21 protein-coding genes are annotated in these 16,442 nt (G+C 68.8%); 5 read left to right on the top strand and 16 right to left on the bottom strand.

Annotated elements, in window-relative coordinates:
* Positions 1-8: 8 nt before the first annotated feature.
* The 11 genes from AC3ANR_RS08370 to AC3ANR_RS08320 form a co-directional block, all read right to left on the bottom strand.
* The gene (locus tag AC3ANR_RS08370; RefSeq protein WP_488291416.1) at positions 9-197 is read right to left on the bottom strand and encodes a hypothetical protein; all 189 of its coding nucleotides are present in this window, start codon (positions 195-197) and stop codon (positions 9-11) included.
* Positions 198-259: 62 nt separating this feature from the next.
* Positions 260-340, bottom strand: a complete 81-nt coding sequence (locus tag AC3ANR_RS08365) for a hypothetical protein (RefSeq protein ID WP_488291774.1) — start codon at positions 338-340, stop codon at positions 260-262.
* A 33-nt stretch (positions 341-373) separates the two neighbouring features.
* Positions 374-769, bottom strand: coding sequence for a GFA family protein (locus AC3ANR_RS08360; RefSeq protein ID WP_488291415.1), 396 nt, complete (start codon positions 767-769; stop codon positions 374-376).
* Positions 770-880: 111 nt separating this feature from the next.
* Positions 881-1,324: an aminoglycoside 6'-N-acetyltransferase gene (gene aac(6'), locus AC3ANR_RS08355; RefSeq protein WP_488291414.1), complete on the bottom strand. Its 444-nt coding sequence runs from the start codon at positions 1,322-1,324 to the stop codon at positions 881-883.
* Positions 1,325-1,365: 41 nt separating this feature from the next.
* Entirely contained in the window at positions 1,366-1,587 is a 222-nt protein-coding gene (locus AC3ANR_RS08350; RefSeq protein ID WP_488291773.1) for a DUF7661 family protein, read from the bottom strand.
* Positions 1,588-1,701: 114 nt separating this feature from the next.
* The gene (locus tag AC3ANR_RS08345; protein ID WP_488291413.1) at positions 1,702-2,127 is read right to left on the bottom strand and encodes a hypothetical protein; all 426 of its coding nucleotides are present in this window, start codon (positions 2,125-2,127) and stop codon (positions 1,702-1,704) included.
* A gap of 109 nt (positions 2,128-2,236) precedes the next feature.
* Positions 2,237-2,548 carry a hypothetical protein gene (locus AC3ANR_RS08340; RefSeq protein ID WP_488291412.1) on the bottom strand — a complete coding sequence of 104 codons (312 nt, stop codon included), beginning with the start codon at positions 2,546-2,548 and terminating at the stop codon, positions 2,237-2,239.
* A gap of 133 nt (positions 2,549-2,681) precedes the next feature.
* Positions 2,682-3,176 carry a TspO/MBR family protein gene (locus AC3ANR_RS08335; protein ID WP_488291411.1) on the bottom strand — a complete coding sequence of 165 codons (495 nt, stop codon included), beginning with the start codon at positions 3,174-3,176 and terminating at the stop codon, positions 2,682-2,684.
* Positions 3,177-3,266: 90 nt separating this feature from the next.
* The gene (locus AC3ANR_RS08330; protein ID WP_488291410.1) at positions 3,267-3,668 is read right to left on the bottom strand and encodes a GFA family protein; all 402 of its coding nucleotides are present in this window, start codon (positions 3,666-3,668) and stop codon (positions 3,267-3,269) included.
* Positions 3,669-3,801: 133 nt separating this feature from the next.
* Complete coding sequence (locus tag AC3ANR_RS08325; RefSeq protein ID WP_488291409.1) at positions 3,802-4,164, bottom strand: GNAT family N-acetyltransferase; 363 nt, start codon at positions 4,162-4,164, stop codon at positions 3,802-3,804.
* Between the two features lie 244 nt (positions 4,165-4,408).
* On the bottom strand, positions 4,409-4,735 hold the full coding sequence (locus AC3ANR_RS08320; RefSeq protein ID WP_488291408.1) for a hypothetical protein: 327 nt from the start codon (positions 4,733-4,735) through the stop codon (positions 4,409-4,411).
* A gap of 101 nt (positions 4,736-4,836) precedes the next feature.
* On the opposite strand from AC3ANR_RS08320, the gene AC3ANR_RS08315 reads away from it, so the two are divergent.
* The 4 genes from AC3ANR_RS08315 to AC3ANR_RS08300 all read left to right on the top strand — a co-directional run bounded on the left by AC3ANR_RS08315 (position 4,837) and on the right by AC3ANR_RS08300 (position 8,066).
* Positions 4,837-6,681 (top strand): sensor histidine kinase, encoded by a 1,845-nt coding sequence (locus AC3ANR_RS08315; protein WP_488291407.1) that lies wholly within the window; start codon positions 4,837-4,839, stop codon positions 6,679-6,681.
* Positions 6,678-7,337, top strand: coding sequence for a response regulator (locus tag AC3ANR_RS08310; protein ID WP_488291406.1), 660 nt, complete (start codon positions 6,678-6,680; stop codon positions 7,335-7,337). The genes AC3ANR_RS08315 and AC3ANR_RS08310 overlap by 4 nt, the downstream gene beginning before the upstream one ends.
* 97 nt (positions 7,338-7,434) lie before the next feature.
* Positions 7,435-7,731: a type II toxin-antitoxin system RelE/ParE family toxin gene (locus AC3ANR_RS08305; protein WP_488291405.1), complete on the top strand. Its 297-nt coding sequence runs from the start codon at positions 7,435-7,437 to the stop codon at positions 7,729-7,731.
* On the top strand, positions 7,731-8,066 hold the full coding sequence (locus tag AC3ANR_RS08300) for an addiction module antidote protein (protein WP_488291404.1): 336 nt from the start codon (positions 7,731-7,733) through the stop codon (positions 8,064-8,066). The genes AC3ANR_RS08305 and AC3ANR_RS08300 overlap by 1 nt, the downstream gene beginning before the upstream one ends.
* Before the next feature lie 48 nt (positions 8,067-8,114).
* On the opposite strand, the gene parC is transcribed toward AC3ANR_RS08300, so the two are convergent.
* From parC to AC3ANR_RS08275, 5 genes are read right to left on the bottom strand one after another with little or no spacing between them, the layout of a single operon-like run.
* Positions 8,115-10,448, bottom strand: a complete 2,334-nt coding sequence (gene parC, locus AC3ANR_RS08295) for a DNA topoisomerase IV subunit A (protein ID WP_488291403.1) — start codon at positions 10,446-10,448, stop codon at positions 8,115-8,117.
* The gene (locus AC3ANR_RS08290; protein WP_488291402.1) at positions 10,427-11,617 is read right to left on the bottom strand and encodes a GGDEF domain-containing protein; all 1,191 of its coding nucleotides are present in this window, start codon (positions 11,615-11,617) and stop codon (positions 10,427-10,429) included. The genes parC and AC3ANR_RS08290 overlap by 22 nt, the downstream gene beginning before the upstream one ends.
* A gap of 45 nt (positions 11,618-11,662) precedes the next feature.
* Positions 11,663-12,535 (bottom strand): lytic transglycosylase domain-containing protein, encoded by an 873-nt coding sequence (locus tag AC3ANR_RS08285; protein WP_488291401.1) that lies wholly within the window; start codon positions 12,533-12,535, stop codon positions 11,663-11,665.
* Complete coding sequence (locus AC3ANR_RS08280; protein WP_488291400.1) at positions 12,532-13,092, bottom strand: GNAT family N-acetyltransferase; 561 nt, start codon at positions 13,090-13,092, stop codon at positions 12,532-12,534. The genes AC3ANR_RS08285 and AC3ANR_RS08280 overlap by 4 nt, the downstream gene beginning before the upstream one ends.
* A gap of 8 nt (positions 13,093-13,100) precedes the next feature.
* A complete protein-coding gene (locus AC3ANR_RS08275; protein WP_488291399.1) occupies positions 13,101-15,074 on the bottom strand; it encodes a DNA topoisomerase IV subunit B in 1,974 nt (657 codons plus the stop codon).
* 156 nt (positions 15,075-15,230) lie between these two features.
* Here AC3ANR_RS08275 and AC3ANR_RS08270 point away from each other — a divergent pair, with 156 nt between their 5' ends.
* Positions 15,231-16,442 carry an MFS transporter gene (locus AC3ANR_RS08270; RefSeq protein WP_488291398.1) on the top strand — a complete coding sequence of 404 codons (1,212 nt, stop codon included), beginning with the start codon at positions 15,231-15,233 and terminating at the stop codon, positions 16,440-16,442.

Raw genomic sequence — 16,442 nt, 5'->3', positions numbered from 1 at the left:
GTGCCGGACTAGCCATCCGTGCCGCGCGGTGATTCCTTGCGGCGCTGATCTTCTTCGATGTCGTCCTGGCTGAGTGGAACAAACGGGCCTTGCATGCGGCGCTTTTGCAGCCGCTCGCCGTCAGGGCCACCAAACGCCTTCCACCAGATGAAGACGGCCGCGAAGGGCAGGCCGACAAGCACCACGACTCCGATCACTCGTGCCCATGTTTCCATATCGTTCCCCTGTCAGATACGCGCCCCATGTCGGGCAACCCCTGTCAGACCACGCGTTCAAGCGCTGCGACCGGGTCAATCTGCACAAAGCCCGGATGCGCCTCGGACTCGAACCTTTCGTTCAAGCCAGTCTCATCGGTTAGGCGGCGCCCGCAGCATCACGCCATGTGCTCGATGCCTGCTGGAAGACCGACCCACCTGTGCATTCGCTCCTCGTACACCGAGAACGTTGGCCCTGGGAAGGTTGGTTCGGCAAAGGCCCCCACCGGGATGACGACCACGCCGGGCAGTTCTTCGATCGTGTAGTACACCGTGGATCCGCAGTGTGGGCAGAAGCGGAATCTGGCGTGCGAGCCTGCATCGCCGACTCGGGTGTACTCGCTCGCCTTGCCGTCGACCGAAACTTGCTCTGCCGCGAACCGCGCCTGGGCGCCGAAGACGCTGCCGGTTCTTCGCTGGCACGCGAGGCAATGACAGACGGAGACCCTGGCTGGCTCTCCAGCAACGGTTGCCCTGAGTTGCTCGCAGGAGCAGGTCGCGATTCGGGTGTTCATGTGCGCTGGATTGTCGCTGCGACGCCTAACGTCGGAAATGACCGACGGCACATAGGCAGGCGAAGCCTGCCGCGATGACGTCCATTTCGATTGACCTGTTAGACCGCTGCTTCACCGGAGCACCTTCTTGAAGAACACAACTCGCTCTGTTTCGACGAAGCCGAGAGCGGCGTGCATTGCGTGGCTGGAAGTGTTCTCGATCCGAGCGTCGGATGCAAGCTCCGTGCAGCCCATTGTCATGACCCAGCGTTCCGCTTCAGCCACCAACTCGCGAGCAATGCCCGAACGCCGCGCTTCTGGCACAACGTAGATCCCTTCAAGAAAGGCCACCGGTGAGGTGTCCACGCCGTTGACGTAGTCGGTGCGGATCGCCACTTCGATGAGTCCTACCGGAGCGCCCGACAGGTCGTACTCAACGAACTGCGCGAACCGACTAGGCTCCGCCAAGAACGCAGACATTTCGGCGAGGTGATCCCCGGTCGTGCAATGAGGCCACAACTGCTGCCGGAGTACGAGCCACCCCGGCTGGTCAATGTCGGTGCACGGCTTGACCACTGCGGTCTAACGTCGGAGCTGCACCGCGCGCCGTCTGCTCGTCATCGCACAATCCTCCGAACGTCACCATTGGTTGGAGTCGCACTCTCGTGAAAGAGGTCGAATAAGAATTCCTCGAGCTCCGCGTCCTCCACGAACGATGGCACTTCGAAGCCGGCCGGTCCGAGCTTCCCATCGTTCCCCACTGAAAGAGCGCGCCAGGACCCACCTTCGCGGCGCAGTTCGTAGATGTGCCCGAACACGTTGAAGCGCGATGCTGCCATGCTGCTGCCTAACGCAAAGGTGACCCGCACGTTACGGCAAGGGGCCGCACGGTGCACGATTTCCAACGGCACTGTGCGGCCCCTTGCCGCAACGTGTCCGAGTCGACCGACCTGTTAGCCCTCATCCCCACCTCCTGCTAACGCGTAGCGTAGCGCCACCAAAACCAGCGCACCCACAAGGAGTGCGCCGATGCCGAATGCCCACCGGCACGCGCCACCAGTCTCAACCCCGGACAGAAAGCCAATGGCCGCGAAGCATGTTCGCTGGCCCGGACCAACCGCAATCCAAGCCGGCGGCACCACCATACAAGACAACAACACAACCGCCAACCATCGCCTGATGCCGCGGCGCCCGAACGCATTGGCAAGTGCGAGCAAACCTGCCAGGGCAACGATGGCGGCGGTCATGTAACCGATAGGAGCCGGAACCTTGAGACCTTCCGGATAGGCCAACATGAGCGCGAATACGGCCACCCCGAGGCCAATCAACGTCGCGCCTGCCGCGGCATGCCGCTTCTCTTGGCCAGTGGGAGCCGGCATGAGGGCTAACGTCGGAGTTGACCGGCACGCATGTACCGAGTGCGCGAAGCGCACGGAGTGTCATGCGTGTCCGTGTCGAATGACCAGTTAGACCGCGTGGTGGCGAGGTTCACATGCTCTCCTTCGACGAGTCGCTCTCGTGAGACTTGCTGCGAACGGGATTCGCCAAGATACGAACACAGAGGATGAGCGTAAGGAGCGGAGGAGCAAGCGCCAAGAGAATTTCGGCGCCTTCAAAGAGGCCGTGCAACATGAGAAGCGGCACCAAGCCCAGGCCGGCTCCGGCAAGCAGCAACCAAGCCGCCAGGACCTGGCCCTTTCGATCGCGAGAAGCCTTCTCGCGATGGGCGGCAAACCACAACGCCACGGCGAGTAAGGCGAGGAGCATCTGCCAGCCTAGCAAGCCAAAGATGTCGTTCATGCGGTCTAACGTTAGAGCTGACCGGAACGCACCGGCAGCGCGCCACGAGGTGCACGATCACCCGCGCGCCTCGCGGCGCGCTGTCGGTGCGTGTCCGCGTCGACCGACTTGTTAGGCCTCGCGTCCGGACAGCTTACAGGGCAACTGGATTGCGTTGCCATATGCTCCAAGTGAGTGCGGACGCCAAGGTTACCCATGCGAAATAGGGGAGCATGAGGATGGCCGCTAGGCGGCTGATGCGCCAGAACACCGCAATCGTAGCGGCGATCAGAGCCAGCAATACAAGCACATCCGCGAACGCGATCGCTCCATTGCGCCATGCGAAGAACAACCAAGACCAGAGAGCATTTGCACAGAGCTGCAGAATGAAAAGGCCTAATGCGAGGCGAAGATGGTCAGCGCCCCGGATGCGCCAGACCAACCAAGCAGCAAGCCCCATAAGAAGATAGAGCACAGACCAAACAGGACCGAAGGCTGACGCCGGCGGCGCCCAGACTGGGCGACTGAGCTGCGCATAGAACGAGCTGGCATTGACTGAGGCTAATGCCCCAACTGCGGCCGCGGCAAACACGATCGCCAGCCAGCCAACCAGTCCGACAGCTTGTGCAATTGCGGAGCGTTGAAGCATGGCGCGGCGTTTCGTGAGGTCTAACGTTTGACATGCGGGGCGGCCGCAAGCAGGCGAGGCTTGCTTGTGGACGTCCCCTCGAAGGAGGGGTTAGGCGTCGCCTGTGCCCGATGCATTACCTGGCGTTTCCAGTTCGTCGAAGAACTTCCAAGTGTTCGCGCCATCGAACTTCCGGACTCTGACAGACGCTATGAGTGCGGGTTCGAAGTTCCCCAAGTTGACTCCGTGCTTGGCTCCTTCAGTTGGAACCAACGGCTCCCAGTGCGTTACGCATCCGCAGGTGCAACAGTGAATTGTCCGCATCGTTCCGTCGCGCTGGATGTACTCGGCGGTGGCTTCCGGGTGCCCCTGGATCTTTACGGTACCGAACTCATAGTAGACCCAGGGACCACCGATGCGACGACAAAGAGAGCAGTTGCAGTCCGTGGCCACCACGGGCGTGGACGGCAACGTCAGCCGAACTGCGCCGCAGTGACAAGAGCCTTCATGCATTTGGGTAGCTTTGAGGAGAGATGGTGGACGGTAAGGCCTCGGTGTTCAGGACGCCTAACGTAGAGGTGAGCGGCGACCAACAGGGGCGCGCAGTGCGCGCGGACGCCGTTGGGCGTCCGTGTCGACCGCCAAGTTAGAAGTCGGGGCGACTCGCACGAATTCGCTCCATTGCGTCTGAAGAGGGCTGGAATCCGAGGCGCTCAAAAAACTCGCGAGCACCAGGTCGGGAGGCCCGAAGTACCCAGGTGATCTTAGGCTCGGCGCCAATGATCTCACGGACCAGGCGCGAACCGACGCCTTTGCGGCGATGCGTCTCCGCAACGACCAGCATCGACAGGTAGCCGTTAGAGAGTCCGTCCGTCACACCACGAGCGAAGCCCACGATCTCGCCTGCTTCTATCGCGACAAACGCTCGAGACGCGGCGATCAGCTTCTCAAGCCATGCCTCGTCGCCGAGACGATGTGCCCATCCGTTTGAGGCGAGCAGTGCCCTCACTGCTGCCAACTCCGACAAGTCAGGCGCGCGGACTTCCACGACATCTAACGTAGAGGTAACCGGCGACTTGCACCCGGAGGCCGCGCAACGGCCGTACGCGGCAAGGCGTCCGCGTTGACCGGCCTGTTAGAGCTCAGAGGGTCTGCCACCGATCTTTGACCGGCGCACACAAGGTGAGTGCGCGAAGCGCACGGAAGCACGTGTGCGTCCGTACCGAACGACCAGTTAGCTGGCACGGGGCCGACTAGGACTTGCCGCGTGCGCCAGCGGTGCGATGCTTCTGCACGATCGCCTGGATCTCAGCATTCAGCGCCGCTTGGTCTTTCGCGACCTTCGATTCCGCGACCCTCGCCTCCGCAGCCCCTTTCGGGTCGAAGCGACCATTGACGTAGTTGGCAGGATTCTCCTCAGGGAAATCCTCGAAGTACTCGGACCACTCGCCCATAAACCGCTCCCCCTGGCTATTTGCGACGCGGCAGCTTAAGCGAGGCTCGCTCGGCGTGCAATCCACATGAGCGTTGAGTGCAGCTAACGATCCGCCGGTGCTTGTCGCACGGCTCGGCACCGGCATGCGCCTGATGGAGGCGATTCGCCTACGGGTCAAGGGCGTGGCGGGGCCAACCACCGGCCACGCTGCTAGGCGGCACCGCGAACTGTGGCGACAATGCCCGGATGGGGATTCGGTGGCGCAGGATGGTCGCCCTGGCGGCGTGGCTGGTGCTGGCCGTGGCGCGGCCGGCGGCGGGGCAGGAGCAGCTCCTGCGCGATGCCGTGTTCCGCGCCGGCGGGTTGGAGCGTCGCGTCCAGCTCCCCCATGTCTGGGAGTCGGACGTCCCCGGCTACGTGGGGGTGGGCAGCTACCGCCTCACCCTGCAGGCGCCGCCCGGCGATGACCTGCTGGCCGTCTATGTGGAGCGCGCCTGCAGCGGCCTGCGCGTGCGCCTGAACGGCGAGGCCATCGGCGGCATGGCCGGACTGGCGCCGCAGACCCACCTTTGCTACCAGCCCCACCTCGTCACCCTGCCCCGGTCGCTGCTGCGCCCCGGCGCCAACGCGCTGCAGCTCGACGTCGCGGGCCGGGCGGCGCCGGGCGTGGTGTCGCGCCAGCGCGCGGCGGGCCTGTCGGCCGTGACGGTGGGTCCGCTGGCGCCGCTGCAGGAGCGCTTCGACGACCAGCAGTTCTGGACGGTCGGCATCGCGCAACTCGTCTGCGCGCTGCTGGGCGCGCTGGGCCTGGGCCTGCTGGGGCTGTCGCTGGTGCGGCGCCAGGGCGGCCGGCTGCTGTACTTCGGCCTGTACGCGGCCGGCTGGGCGCTGCTGGAGGTGCGGCTGTTCGCGCCGCTGCCGGGCACGCTGGTGGCCGACATCCTGTTCTACAGCCTGATGGCGCCCACCTTCAGCAGCTTCTTCGTCTTCCTGCTGCGGATGGTGGATCGCCGCTGCCCGCGCGTCGAGCGCGCGCTGTGGCTGCAGTGCGCGCTCGCACCCGGGCTGCTCCTGGCCGCGGCGCCCGATCGCGTGCTGCCGGCCTTCGCCGCCTTCTACAACCTGATGGGCCTGGAGTTCCTGGCCTTCGCGGGTTTCTTCTTCGTGGTGTCCTGGCGCGAGCGCCGGCAGGACTTCTGGGTGCTGGCCGTGGCGCTGGCCGCGGTCGCCGGCATGGCCGGCCTGGAGATCGCCATGCAGAACCGCTGGCTGCCCTTCCAGGGGCTGCAGGTCGCGCACCTGGCCGCGCCGGTGGTGGCGGGCATCATCGGCATCCACCTGCTGCGGCAGTTCTCGCGGGCGCTGCGCGCGACGGAACAGGCCAACGTCGAACTGGAGCGGCGCGTCGCGCAGAAGTCGCGCGAGATCGAGCACAACTGGCGCCAGATCGCGCAGCTGCGCGCCGCGGAAGCCGCGCGTGGCGAGCGCCGGCGCATCGCCTCGGACCTGCACGACGACCTGGGCGCGCGCCTGCTGGGCATCACCCAGGCCAGCGCCGGCGTGGCCGGGGCGCCGGGGGGCGAGCGGATCGCGACGCTCGCGCGGCAGGCGATGGACGAGATGCGGCTGGCCGTGCGCGGCATGACCGCCGAACCCGCCCGGGCCCAGGATGTCTTTGCCGACTGGCGCGCGGAGTGCGTGGCGCGGCTGCAGGCGGCCGGCCTGCAGGTGCGCTGGGCGGCGCCGCAGCCGGACGAGGCCCTGGCACTTCCCTCGCGCGTGCAGGTGCAGTGCACCCGCGTGCTGCGCGAGGCGATCAGCAACGTGATCCGGCACAGCGGCGCGACCGCGTGCGACATCCGCATCGCGTTGGAGGACAACGGGCTGCTGCTGGAGGTGACCGACAACGGCCGGGGGCTCGCCCTGCCCGCCGCCGGCACGGCCGCGCGCGGCCATGGCCTGGCCAGCATCGAGGCCCGCGTGCGGCGCCTGGCGGGCTGGCACCGCTTCGACGCCGCGCAGGGCGGCGGCACGCGGCTTGCCGCGTGGGTGTCGCTGGAGACGCCATCCGATACCATGGACGCGCCATGAAGACCGCCCTGATCGTCGAGGACCTGCCGGACATCCGCACCTGGCTCGCGCAAGTCGCGCAGGAAGCCTTTCCCGGGCTGCACCTGACGCTGGCCTCGCGCGTGGACGAAGGCGTTGCGGCCATCGCCACGCAGCCGTTCGACCTGGCGCTGGTGGACCTGGGCCTGCCCGATGGCAGCGGCATCGACCTGCTGCGCCTGCTGCAGGAACGCCAGCCCCAGGCCGTGCCCGTCGTGGTGAGCATCCACGACGACGACGACCACCTCTTTCCCGCCTTGCAGGCCGGCGCGTTCGGCTACCTGCTCAAGGACCAGCCGCACGAGCAGCTGGTGGCGCACCTGCTGCGCATCACCAGCGGCGAGCCGCCGCTGTCGCCACCGATCGCGCGCCGCGTCCTGGGCTACTTCGCCGGCGCGCCCGACCGCCGCACCACGCTGGTCAGGCAGATCGAGGACGAGGGACGCCTGACCGAGCGCGAGACCGAGATGCTGCAGCGCGTCGCCAAGGGCTACACGCTGGCCGAGGTGGCGCAGCAGTTCGGCGTGACGCGCAACACGGTCGCGGCCCACATCAAGAACGTCTACCGCAAGCTCAATGTCTCCTCGCGCGCCGAGGCCGCGCTGGAAGCGGCGCGGATGGGGCTGGTGCGGTCTTGAAGGGTGCGGCGGCCCGATCCGCCGTCAGAGCGCATCTGCGTCACGTCGTCCGCTCCTGAGCTTGGCGGACATGTAGCCCATAGGATACACTTAAGCCATGCGCGTGGAGATGACCGCGGTCTACCGAGACTGGATCAACTCTCTGAAGGATCGTGTCGGTCGCGCGCGAGTTCAGGTGCGCGTGGACAGGTTGGCTCATGGCAACCCCGGGCAACACAGGACGCTGACCCATGGGGTGTGCGAGCTGAAGGTCGACTTTGGACCTGGGTACCGGGTGTACTACACCGAGCGCGCGGGGGTTCTGATCGTTCTTCTCGCTGGTGGCGACAAGTCGTCGCAGCAACAGGACATCAAGACTGCAATCTCGTTGGCGAAAGGCCTGCAGGAGGAGTGATGGTCAAGGGAGCATCGAAGTCGAAGTCGAAGGCAACGGCGGTCGCTCGCACGGAGACCGTCGCGTACGACGTCGCGGAGCAGCTACGAACTCCAGAGGAAATGGCGGCCTATCTGGACGCGTGGCTCGAGGAGGCGCCTGAGGACGCCGCCGGAATCACGCGGGCTCTTGGGGACATTGCTCGCGCGAAGGGAATGAGCCAGGTTGCTCGCGACGCCGGACTGAGCCGGGAGAGCCTGTACAAGGCTCTGAGCGAAACTGGCAATCCCAGTTTCGCGACCGTCCTGAAGGTCGCGCGCGCGCTGGGCGTGAAGTTCCACGCGCAGGCTGCCTGACTTGCGGCCAGCGACCCGTCTCGCCGTCCTCCAGGCGCCTCCCCCGCCCTACTCCACCCGCTCGATCTGCGCCGGCTTGAAGCCCAGGTCGGCCGCCTTGCCCTTGCGCCCGCGCGCGCCCTTGGCGTTGTTCAGCGAGCGGATCTCCAGCGTCTCGTCGCGGTCCTTGCCGCCGCGGCCGATGCCGCTGATCTTCACGCTGCGCGTGTAGGCGGCGGCGCCCGCCAGCGTGTCCTTGGGCTCCAGGTCGATCAGCATCAGGCCGCGCCCGCCGTTGGCCTGCGGCCGCAGCTCGGTGATGTCGAAGGTGAGGATCCGCCCGCCGGTGGAGGCGCAGGCCACGTGCGTGGCCGGCGCCTGCGGCGGCACGTTCGCGGGCGACGGCCGGCAGATGGTTTCGCCGGCCGCGCAGCTGATGAACGACTTGCCGCCGCGCTGGCGCGACATCATGTTTTCCACCGTGGCCAGGAAGCCGTAGCCGCCGCTGTTGGACAGCAGCAGCCACGCCCCGGGGGCGCCGGCGAAGTAGTGCACGAGGTGCGTGCCCGACTCCAGGTCGATGTAGGTCGTGACCGGCTGGCCGTCGCCGCGCGCGCCGGGCAGCGTGGAGACGGGGATCGAATAGATGCGGCCGTTGCTGCCGAACGCCAGCAGCGTGTCCACGGTGCGGCACTCGAAGGTGCCGTACAGGCCGTCGCCGGCCTTGAAGGCGAAGCTGGCGGCCTCGTGGCCGTGGCCCTGGCGCGCGCGCACCCAGCCCTTTTGCGACACCACCACCGTGACCGGCTCGTCGACCACCTTCACCTCGGCGACGGCGCGCTTCTCGGCCTGAATCAGCGTGCGGCGCGCGTCGGCGAACTGCTTGGCGTCCTGCTCGATCTCCTTGACCATCAGCCGGCGCAGCGCGGCCGGGCTGCCCAGGATCTCCTCCAGCTTCTTCTGCTCCTCGCGCAGGTCCTTGAGTTCCTGCTCGATCTTGATGGCCTCCAGCCGGGCCAGCTGCCGCAGCCGGATCTCCAGGATGTCCTCGGCCTGGCGGTCCGAGAGGCGAAAGCGCTCGATCAGCGCCTGCCTGGGCTCGTCGCTGTTGCGGATGATCGCGATCACCTCGTCGATGTTCAGCAGCACCAGCTGCCGGCCCTCGAGGATGTGGATGCGGTCCAGCACCTTGTCCAGGCGGTGCCGCGAGCGGCGCTCGATGGTGCGGTGGCGGAACTCGATCCACTCGGTGAGCATCTGGCGCAGCGACTTCTGCACCGGCTTGCCGTCCAGGCCCACCATGGTGAGGTTGATCGGCGCCGACGTCTCCAGGCTGGTGTGCGCCAGCAGCGTGGTGATCAGCTCGGCCTGCTCGATGCGGCTGGTCTTGGGCTCGAACACCAGGCGCACCGGCGCGTCCTTGCTCGACTCGTCGCGCACGGCGTCCAGCACCGACAGCACGGTCTGCTTCAGCTGCAGCTGCTCCTGCAGCAGCGCCTTCTTGCCGGCCTTGACCTTGGGGTTGGTCAGCTCCTCGATCTCCTCCAGCACGCGCTGCGCGCTCACCCCCGGCGGCAGCTCGTTGACCACCAGCTGCCACTGGCCGCGCGCCAGGTCCTCGATCTTCCAGCGCGCGCGCACCTTGAGCGACCCGCGCCCGGTGCGGTAGGCGTCGCCGATGTCGGCCGCGCTGCTGATCACCTGGCCGCCGCCGGGATAGTCGGGGCCGGGCACCAGGGCGAACAGCTCGTCGTCGGTGAGCTTGGCGTTCTTGACCAGCGCCACGCAGGCGTCGGCGATCTCGCGCAGGTTGTGGCTCGGGATCTCGGTGGCCAGGCCGACGGCGATGCCGCTGGCGCCATTGAGCAGCGCGAAGGGCAGCCGCGCGGGCAGCTGCAGCGGCTCCTGGGTGCTGCCGTCGTAGTTGGGCGCGAAGTCGACCGTGCCCTCGTCGATCTCCTCGAGCAGCAGGTTGGTGATCTTCGCCAGCCGCGCCTCGGTGTAGCGCATGGCCGCTGCGCCGTCGCCGTCGCGGCTGCCGAAGTTGCCCTGGCCGTCGATCAGCGGATAGCGCTGGCTGAAGTCCTGCGCCATGCGCACCAGCGCGTCGTACGCCGCCTGGTCGCCGTGCGGGTGGAAGCGGCCGAGCACGTCGCCGACCACGCGCGCGCTCTTGACCGGCTTGGCGCCGGCGCCGGCGCCGAAGCCCAGCCCCATGCGCGCCATCGAGTACAGGATGCGCCGCTGCACGGGCTTCTGGCCGTCGCACACGTCGGGCAGCGCGCGCCCCTTCACGACGCTGAGCGCGTATTCGAGGTAGGCGCGCTGGGCGTAGGTGGCCAGGTCCAGCTGGGTGTCGTCGCCGCCGTCGGCGGGCGTGATCAGTTCGTCTTGGTCGTCCATGGGGATGGCATGGGAAGGGGTTGGGTCGACATCTGCGGCCGGACGTCCTCGGGCGGCAGGGTGTGGATGCGCCGGTCGCGCGCGCGCGCCACGTCGGCGTCCAGGCGCTCGCCCAGGCACTGCAGCAGGCCGGGCACGGAGGCGTCGTCGGTCGGCAGCTCGGCAAGGACGATGCGGAAATGCAGGAAGGCGCCCTCCACCGCGTGCAGCGGCTCCTTCAGGCCCGCCACCAGGATGCGGCTGGCCAGGTTGGCCGCCGCCTCCTCGGTGGAGCTGCCCTCGGCCAGGATGGCGAAGCGGTGCGGGGCCACGCGCGCGGCCACGTCGGCGCGGCTGAGCGCGCTGCGCAGGCGCAGGCCGGCCTCCAGCGTCGCGGCCTCGGCGTGCCGCGCGCCCAGTTCGGCGGCGATGCGGGCCAGTTCGTCCACGTGCACCAGCAGCAGCGAGCTGGGGTGGCCGTGGCGACGCATCAGGGCGCGCGCCGACTGGATGCGCTGGCCCAGCACCATCGCCGTGGCCAGGCCGGTGAGCGGGTCCTCGTGGCGCTCGGCGGCCTGGCGCCACTGGCGCTCGCCGAACACGCGGCTGCGCCACACGCTGGCCAGGTAGATCGCCATCGACCAGAACGCCAGCACCCCGCCCAGCAGCAGCGGGCTGCCCCCGGCCAGGCCGGGCACGCCCGTCCACACCCCCGCCGCGAGCAGCGCGCCCTGGCCGGCCACCACCCATTGCGCCCACGGCTGGCTCTGCGGCCAGGCCCGCGTGACGACGGCGGCATCGAGCAGGAACAGCAGCGCCGCCCCGGCCAGCAGCAGGCGCGGCTCGCGCACCACCGTGGCCAGCAGGGCCAACGCGCCGAGCACCATCGCGGCGGCCGACATCCATCGGCGGAACGGCCGCAGCGAACCGACGTGCGTGGTGAGCCCCTGCACGTGCATCGCCGAGAAGGCCATCAGGCCGAGCAGCCCGGCCGGCACCAGCGGGGCCAGCTCGTCGACCTGCTGCCCCTGGATCACCACGGTGCCCAGCAGGGTGGCCACGGCGTGCACCAGCAGGCCGCGGTCGCGGTAGGCATTGGCGATCAGCACGCTGAGCACCACCAGCAGCAACTGCGCGCCGGTGAAGGCGCCCAGCACCGCCCACTGCAACGGCGTCGTCAGCAACGGCATGCGGCGTCTTCTCGCGGCCGCGACCGCAGCGGGGTGAAGCGGGACTCAGTCACCGGGCCCGGTCCCTTCGGCGGCGAGATCGCCCGCCACGCGCTCGAGCGCGGCTGCAGGGGCAGGTGCCGGTGCGGATGCGGGGGCGACCCGGTCGGGATCGGCCGGCAGGTTGCCGCGCCCGACCGCGCCGCCGGTGGGCGCACCGCCCATCTCGACGCGCACGCGGCGCACCTGCGCCGTCATCGCGGGCGGCTTGAGCATCGCGTACAGCTGCAGCACGGTCTTGACGTAGTCCTGCGTCTCGCGGAAGTTGGGGATGCGGTGGCCGGCGCGCAGCACCGCGCCCTCGCCCGCGTTGTAGGCGGCCAGCGCCAGCTCCAGGTTGCCGGGGTACAGGTCGAGCAGGTGCCGCAGGTATCGCGTGCCGGTGCGGATGTTGGTGCCCGGGTCGGCCAGCTTCTTCTCGACCGGCGCCCTGCGGTCGGCCTGCAGGCCGAAGCGCTGCGCGGTCGCCGGCATCACCTGCATCAGGCCGATGGCGCCCTTGGGCGAGACCGCCGCGGCGTCGAAGCCGGACTCGGTGGCGATCAGCGCCTGCAGCAGCTCGTAGTCGATGCGGTGGGCGCGCGAGGCCTCGCGCAGGTGGTGCTTGACCTGCTTGTAGCCGGGCGACACCTCGAAGAAGGCGATCAGGCGCGTGGCGCTGGTGGGCACGGCCACGGGCCGCGGGGTCTTGCCCGCCAGGCCCTCGGCGGTGTCGAAGCTCTCGCCGCCGCGGAAGAACAGCTCGTAGCGCTCGTCCAGCTTGCCGGGCGCGAAGTGCGCCACGCCCTTGGCGTCGACGTAGCCCCAGACCTCGGCATGCGCCGCCGTGCCGGCGCCGGCCAGCGCCAGGGCGAGCAGCGGCGCGAGCCAGCGCGTCACCGCAGCAGCTCCAGGCCCTGGGCGCGGCGCTGGCCGAACTCGGCGGCCAGCATCGCCATCACGGCCAGCGAATCGAACGCGCCGTCGGCGCCGCGCACGCACTCGCGCAGCGTGCCCTCGAGGACGAAGCCCTCGCTCTCGTAGAGCGCGCGGGCGCGCTCGTTGCGGGTGCGCACGTCCAGCCACAGGCGGTGCGCGCCCAGGTCGTCGAACGCCACCTTCTTGGCCACCCGCAGCGCGGCGCGGCCGTAACCCAGCCCTTTGTCCCGCACGACGATGCGCTTGAGCTCCAGCGCCTGGTTGCGGCTCTTGCAGCCGATCAGGATCAGGAAGCCGACCGAGGCCAGGTCCTCGCCGCCTTCGATGATGAAGTGGCGAAAGTCCGGAAAGCGGATGGCGGCCTCGTGCTGCGTGCGCTCCCAGGGCGTGATGAACGGCAGGTTGGCCGCGTCGCCCTCGAGCGAGAGCACGAACTCCAGGTCGCTCTGCATCGTCGGCCGCAGCCGGGCCCGGGCGGGCGGCCTGCTGGCGCTGGAAGGGGCGGCGGCGGGCAGCATGCGCGGGCTCAGATGTCCAGTTCGACGGCGTCGCCGTGCAGTTCCATCAACTCGCGGCGGGCCGCGGCCTCGCCCTTGCCCATCAGCTTGGTGATCAGGGACTCGGTGCCGGCGAAGTCGAACTTGCCCAGGTGCACGGGCAGCAGGCGGCGCGTGTCGGGGTTGAGCGTGGTCTCCCACAGCTGCTCGGCGCTCATCTCGCCCAGGCCCTTGAAGCGGCTGATGGTCCAGGCGCCTTCCTTGACGCCCTCCTTGCGCAGCTTGTCCAGGATGGCGGTGAGCTCGCCCTCGTCCAGCGCGTACTGCTTGCCCGCGGGCTTCTTGCCGCGCGCCGGCGTGTCCACGCGGTACAGCGGCGGCCGGGCGACGTACACGTGGCCGGCGTCGATCAGCTTGGGGAAGTGGCGGAAGAACAGCGTCAGCAGCAGCACCTGGATGTGCGAGCCGTCCACGTCGGCATCGGACAGGATGCAGACCTTGCCGTAGCGCAGGCCCGACAGGTCGGGCGTGTCATTGGGGCCGTGCGGGTCGACGCCGATCGCCACCGCGATGTCGTGGATCTCGGTGTTGGCGAACAGGCGGTCGCGCTCGACCTCCCAGGTGTTGAGCACCTTGCCGCGCAGCGGCAGCACCGCCTGGCATTCCTTGTCGCGGCCCATCTTGGCGCTGCCGCCGGCGGAGTCGCCCTCGACCAGGAACACCTCGTTGTGCGAGATGTCCTTGCTCTCGCAGTCGGTCAGCTTGCCGGGCAGCACGGCGACGCCGGAGCCCTTGCGCTTTTCCACCTTCTGGCCGGCCTTCTGGCGCGTCTGCGCGGCCTTGATGGCCAGCTCGGCCAGCTTCTTGCCGTAGTCGACGTGCTGGTTCAGCCACAGCTCCAGCGCCGGGCGCACGAAGCTGGAGACCAGCCGCACGGCGTCGCGCGAGTTCAGGCGCTCCTTGATCTGGCCCTGGAACTGCGGGTCCAGCACCTTGGCCGACAGCACGTACGAGGCGCGGGCGAACACGTCCTCGGGCAGCAGCTTGACGCCCTTGGGAAGCAGCGAGTGCAGCTCGATGAAGCTCTTGACCGCGTTGAACAGGCCGTCGCGCAGGCCGCTCTCGTGCGTGCCGCCGGCGCTGGTGGGGATCAGGTTGACGTAGCTCTCGCGCACCGGCGCGCCGTCCTCGGTGAACGCCACGCACCAGGCCGCGCCCTCGCCCTCGGCGAAGGTCTCGTTGTTCTCGGCATAGCCCTCGCCCTCGAACAGCGGGATCACCGGGTCGGCCGGCAGGGTCTGCATCAGGTAGTCGCGCAGGCCCCCCTTGTATTGCCAGCTCTGGCTGTCGCGGGTCTTCTCGTTGACCAGGTAAACCGCCACGCCGGGCATCAGCACGGCCTTGCTGCGCAGCAGGTGGGCCAGCTCGGTGAGCGGCAACTGGCTGGATTCGAAGTACTTGGCGTCCGGCCAGACCCGCACCGTGGTGCCCGAGCGCCGGTCGCCCTCGGCCGCCTTGCGCACCTTCAGCGGCTCGGCCACGTCGCCGCCCGAGAAGACGATGGTGGCCACCTGGCCCTCGCGGTGGGTGGTCACTTCCAGCCGCTTGGCCAGCGCGTTGGTCACCGACACGCCCACGCCGTGCAGGCCGCCGGAGAAGCTGTAGGCGCCGCCCTTGCCCTTGTCGAACTTGCCGCCCGCGTGCAGCCGCGTGTAGACCAGCTCGATGACCGGCGCCTTTTCTTCCGGGTGCAGGCCGAACGGGATGCCGCGGCCGTCGTCCTCGAGGCTGACCGAGCCGTCGGCGTGCAGCGTGACCTTGATCCGCTTGCCGTGCCCGGCCAGCGCCTCGTCGGCGGCGTTGTCCAGGACCTCCTGGATGATGTGCAGCGGGTTGTCGGTGCGCGTGTACATGCCCGGCCGCTGCTTCACGGGCTCGAGGCCCTTGAGCACGCGGATCGAACCTTCGGAGTACTCGGGAGCGGAGGCGGGTCGGGTGGCCATGGGTGGCGGATTGTAGTGGCGCGCCATCCTAGCACTGGACAAACATCCAGCCCGCCGCGGCCGATGCGCCAACGGCATCAATGGCGGCCTAGGAATTCATGGGGCCGTCAGCCGCGCGACGGCGGCCGCCCGGCGCGATTGGCTACAGTCGCCCGGATGCAGCCCGCCCGCCTTTCCATGCGCCAGGTCCTCGCCTGCGGCGCCGCCGTCGTCACCCTGTCCATGGGCATCCGCCACGGGTTCGGCCTGTGGCTGCAGCCCATCACGCAGGCCCAGGGCTGGACGCGCGAGACCTTCGCCTTCGCCATCGCCATCCAGAACCTGGCCTGGGGCTTCTTCGGCATCTTTGCCGGCATGCTGGCCGACCGCTTCGGCGCCTTCCGGGTGCTGGTGCTGGGCGCCGCGCTGTATGCGCTGGGCCTGGCGGGCATGGCGCTGTCGCCCAATGCCCTGCTGTTCTCGCTCACCGCCGGGGTGCTGATCGGCGCCGCCCAGGCCGGCACCACCTACGCCGTCGTCTACGGCGTCATCGGCCGGCAGATCGACCCGTCCCGGCGCTCCTGGGCGATGGGGGTGGCCGCGGCGGCCGGCTCCTTCGGCCAGTTCCTGATGGTGCCGGTCGAGGGCTTCCTGATCTCGGGCCTGGGCTGGCAGCAGGCGCTGCTGGCGCTGGCCGCGGCCGTGCTGCTGGTGATGCCGCTGGCCTTCGGCCTGCGCGAGCCGGGCTTCGCCGCCGGCCACGCGCCGCGCCGCCAGCAGACCGTCGGGCAGGCGCTGCGCGAGGCCTTCAAGTACCCCAGCTTCCAGCTGCTGATGGCCGGCTACTTCGTCTGCGGCTTCCAGGTGGTCTTCATCGGCGTGCACATGCCCAGCTACCTGAGGGACAAGGGCCTGTCGCCGCAGGTGGCCAGCTACGCGCTGGCCCTGATCGGCCTGTTCAACGTGTTCGGCACCTACATCGCCGGCTCGCTGGGCCAGCGGCTGGCCAAGCGCAAGATCCTGTCCTTCATCTATTTCGCCCGGGCCGTGGCCATCGCGGTGTTCCTGTGGGCGCCGCTGTCGCCCCTGTCGGTCTACCTGTTCGCCGCCGTCATGGGCCTGCTGTGGCTGTCCACCGTGCCGCCCACCAACGCCACCGTCGCCCAGATCTTCGGCGTGGCGCACCTGTCCATGCTGGGCGGCTTCGTGTTCTTCAGCCACCAGATCGGCTCGTTCATGGGCGTGTGGCTGGGCGGCCTGCTGTACGACCGCACCGGCAGCTACGACATCGTCTGGTGGATCGCCATCGCCCTGGGCCTGTTCGCCGCCATCGTCAACCTGCCCGTGCGGGAGGCGCCGATCGCCCGGCCCGCGCCGCAGCCGGCCTGA

It is taken from the genome of Ramlibacter sp. JJN2-2R, assembly GCF_057747835.1.
The sequence above is the reverse complement of the archived record's forward strand: the minus strand, read 5'-3'. Positions and strand labels throughout refer to the sequence as shown.